The 3,747-nt window shown below is 65.3% G+C and carries 3 protein-coding genes; 1 reads left to right on the top strand and 2 read right to left on the bottom strand.

Annotated features, from left to right (window positions below; translation table 11 throughout):
• Both EBBID32_RS07335 and EBBID32_RS07330 read right to left on the bottom strand, forming a co-directional pair.
• The coding region (locus EBBID32_RS07335) for a hypothetical protein (protein ID WP_196805611.1) at positions 1-456 on the bottom strand (456 nt) is incomplete at its 3' end.
• Positions 457-977: 521 nt separating this feature from the next.
• Positions 978-1,409 carry a helix-turn-helix domain-containing protein gene (locus EBBID32_RS07330; RefSeq protein ID WP_156022493.1) on the bottom strand — a complete coding sequence of 144 codons (432 nt, stop codon included), beginning with the start codon at positions 1,407-1,409 and terminating at the stop codon, positions 978-980.
• A gap of 112 nt (positions 1,410-1,521) precedes the next feature.
• Between EBBID32_RS07330 and EBBID32_RS07325 the strand changes: the two genes are divergently transcribed.
• Positions 1,522-3,747, top strand: a 2,226-nt coding sequence (locus EBBID32_RS07325) for a CHC2 zinc finger domain-containing protein (protein WP_037489506.1), incomplete at its 3' end; no start/stop codon positions are given.

Here is a 3,747-nt window from a genome sequence, read left to right as displayed (position 1 = left end):
CGCGTCGCGCGAAGCCTTGTAGAGGGTGATGCCCGCTTCGATCCGATCGAGGACGAAATGATCGCGCTCGGCCCTTGCGGCCTTCACATCGGCCCTGGAGAGGATGTTGAGGGTGACGGCGCAGGTCTGCCCGACTTCGTGGGCGATCGTCTTCTCCGCCCGCCCCCAATGGCGTTCATGGGTGAAGAGGGGCTGGTTGACGATGACCCAGAACTCATAGTCGGAAAAGTAGAGGCTGTGCCGATCTTCATACCAGGAGCGCCGGGCATAGGGACCGATCAGGATAATCCGCATGATCCGGCCTGGCTGTGGTGCCGGCGCTGCGGTGCCATCAAAACAGCCCCGGATAATCCGGGTGATGCGTTCGACCTCCTGCTGCTTGCGCCGGATGAGATGGCCGACGCGCGCCATCACGACTTCGCGGCGGTAGGGGTCTTGGTGGACTGGTTGCATCATGGCCTCCTTCGCTTGCCCGTATGGGTTGGCGGGAGGCAGGGCCTGGTCAGATGAGCCATATCTCCCGCGCGCTGGGCGCGGGAGCCGGGGCTGGTAACATGCTCACACATGCGCCGACGCTTTTAGCGCCGGGGCGCTTGGACATATGCGGCGGCACCCCGGACAACCTGAGGTCGCCGAAGGTGATCGCGTGAGCAGGATTACCAGTCCCGGCGCCGCCCTTTTTGCAGCGCGGTGACAATGTAGCATGGGTGGAATCCGCCGCCAAGATGGAGCGCATGACGGTGCCGCTGGGCTACGCCTGTGATTATCGCGGCACCGGAGTCTGCTTGAGCAGACTGTGGAGCGAGAGTGTATGAAGGGATGTGCCGGATAGGCTTGCCGCCGTCATTGTTAAACAGATGGAGTGCCTGCCATCTGTTTAGAGAGCCGCTAACAGGCTCCGCCTTGGGGAGCGGCGTGCAGTGCCGTCCCCTATGTCCTGTTCATGATGGCGTGCCGCTTGGGCGGCTGAGACAGAATCAGGCGGTAGCGGCCTCCTGTCCGGCCCCGTGCCCATGCTGGGCGAGCACAGCGTCGATCACGGTGGAGACCGCGCGCTGCTCGGCCTTGGGTAGCCGATGTATCGCATCTAGCTGCTGTTCGAGCCGGGACGCAGGACCGCGCTTGCCGGGGATGCGAATAGTGGGGCGTCCCATCAGCAACTCGTCGAGCGAGAGATCGAGTAGATCGGCGACGCGCGGGAGGAGCGATGCGGCGATGCGCGCGCGGGCGACTTCGTAATGGGCAAGGGTCTGCTGGGCGATGCCGAGCTGGTCGGCCAGGGCCTGCTGGGTCATCCCGCGTTCCTTACGGGCCTTGGCGATGCGCGCGCCCAGCTCCTTGAAGAATGTAGCATCTCTGTCGTCCATGGTCGCGATGATCCCCGGAATAGTCGGTTCGGTTGCGATCATGGCCATACACCCTCTTTTTAGAAGCGAGCTTGACTATACTCCCAATGGGAGTGATACGAAAGGGAGTTATTTAACTCAAAACCCCCTTGACAGCTTTTTGGAGACACCCGCCATGGCACGCATACCGGATGCGGAGATAGAGCGGCTGAAGACAGAGATTAGCCTGGTCCGGTTGGTCGAGGCATCGGGCGTGAAGCTGGCGAAACGCGGCGGCGACATGGTGGCGAAGTGCCCCTTCCATGACGATGATACGCCGTCTCTGGTGGTGACGGTGGCGAAGAATCTGTTCCACTGCTTCGGCTGCGACGTGGGTGGTGGCCCCATAGACTGGATCATGAAACGCGAAGGCGTCAGCTTCCGTCATGCAGTCGAACTGCTGCGGAGCGATTATGTGCCCGCGCCCGACGCCGCCCCGATCACGCGATCGACCGTCACCAAGCTGCCGGTGCTGTCGGCGGCCGAGGACGGCGCGCTGCTGGGCGATGTGGCGGACTATTATGGCCGTGCGCTGCGTACCAACCCGGAGGCGCTGTCCTATCTGGAAAAGCGTGGCCTCACCCATCCTGATCTGATCGACGCCTTCGGCCTTGGCTTTGCCGATCGCACCCTGGGCTACCGTCTGCCGGAGAAGAACCGCAAGGCGGGCGCAGACGTGCGGGGCCAACTCCAGCGGCTCGGCGTGTTGCGCGACAGCGGCCATGAGCATCTGCGCGGGAGCCTGGTGGTGCCGATCCGCGACAGGACGGGCGTCGTGGTCAACCTCTACGGCCGCAAGATCAGGGACGATCTGCGCAAGGGCACGCCCGATCATCTCTACCTGCCGGGTCCGCATCGGGGCCTGCTCAACGGGTCGGCGTTCGCGGCGTGCGACGACATGATCCTGTGCGAAGCGCCGATCGACGCTTTGACCTTCTGGTGTGCGGGCTATCGCAACGTCACCTGTGCCTGGGGCGCGGGTGGGCTTACCGACGAGATCGTGGCGGCCCTGATCGAACATGGCGTGCGCCGCGTGCTGGTAGCCTATGATCGCGATGCTGCTGGCGACAAGGGCGCGGCGGCGGTGGCGCAGCGGCTTGGCCCTATGGGGATGGGCATATACCGCGTCGCCTTCCCCAAGGGAATGGACGCGAACAGCTATGCGCTGGCCGTCACCCCGGCCAGCAAAAGCCTGGGCGCACTGCTGCGCGGCGCGACATGGATGGCGGGAGCCGAGGGCCGCCCGTCCATGGTGACGCTCGACAATGATCCCGGCCCTGATGACGTGGCCGACCCCGTTCTTCTCTCAGCCGCTGAGGAGCCGCTGCCCGATCCGATCCCCGAACCATCCCATGCCGGGCCGATCCCGCCAGCGCCGCCGCCGCCGATCGAGGCGGAGATCGGCGCGCGGGACATCATGATCCGCTTGGGCGATCGGCTGTGGCGCGCGCGCGGGCTTGCGTGCAACGGGTTGCAGGAGGCGATGAAGATCAACCTCATGGTCCGGTGCGGTGAGGCGTTCCACGTCGATGGCCTGGACCTGCTCTCCGCCAAGAGCCGTTCGGCGTTCGTCGCACAGGCGGCGTTGGAGCTGGGCTTGCCGCCTGACGCTGTGAAACGCGACATCGGTCAGGTGCTCCTCAAACTGGAGGCGGTGCAGGAAGAGATGTTCCACGCATCCGCGCCCGTCGCCCCCGGCGCGAAGATCAGCGCGGCGGACGAGGCTGCGGCGCTGGCTTGGCTGCGATCCCCGGACCTGCTCGACAGGATCGCGGCCGACATCGCCGCCTGTGGTGTGATCGGCGAGGCCGAGAACGCGCTCACCGTCTATCTGGCGGCGATCAGCCGCAAGCTGGACCGCCCCTTGGCGGTGCTGATCCAGTCCACCAGCGCAGCGGGGAAGAGCGCGCTCATGGATGCGGTGCTCGACATGGTGCCGGAGGAGGAACGGGTCGCCTACTCGGCGATGACCGGGCAGAGCCTGTTCTACCTTGGCGAGGCGGACCTCAAACACAAGGCGCTCGCCATCGCCGAGGAGGAAGGCGCACGCCATGCCTCCTATGCGCTCAAACTGTTGCAGAGCCAGGGCGCTCTCACCATCGCGTCCACCGGCAAAGACCCCGCGACGGGCAAGCTGGTGACGCAGGATTACCGGGTCGAGGGGCCGGTGGCGCTGATGCTCACCACCACGGCGATCGACCTCGACGAGGAGCTATCCAACCGCTGCCTGGTGCTGACGATCGACGAGAGCCGGGAACAGACCCGCGCCATCCATGCCCGGCAACGCTATGAGGAGACGCTCGACGGGCTTGCCGCGCACCAGGATGGCGCTGCGATCCGCGCCCTCCACCATAATGCGCAG

The organism is Sphingobium indicum BiD32 (genome assembly GCF_000382885.1).
Lineage (GTDB): Bacteria > Pseudomonadota > Alphaproteobacteria > Sphingomonadales > Sphingomonadaceae > Sphingobium > Sphingobium japonicum_C.
This window is presented reverse-complemented; position numbering and strand designations above follow the sequence as displayed.

Coding starts and splice junctions, on each gene's coding strand:
- EBBID32_RS07330 (WP_156022493.1), bottom strand. CDS start 1,409: ATGATCGCAACCGAACCGACTATTCCGGGGATCATCGCGACCATGGAC.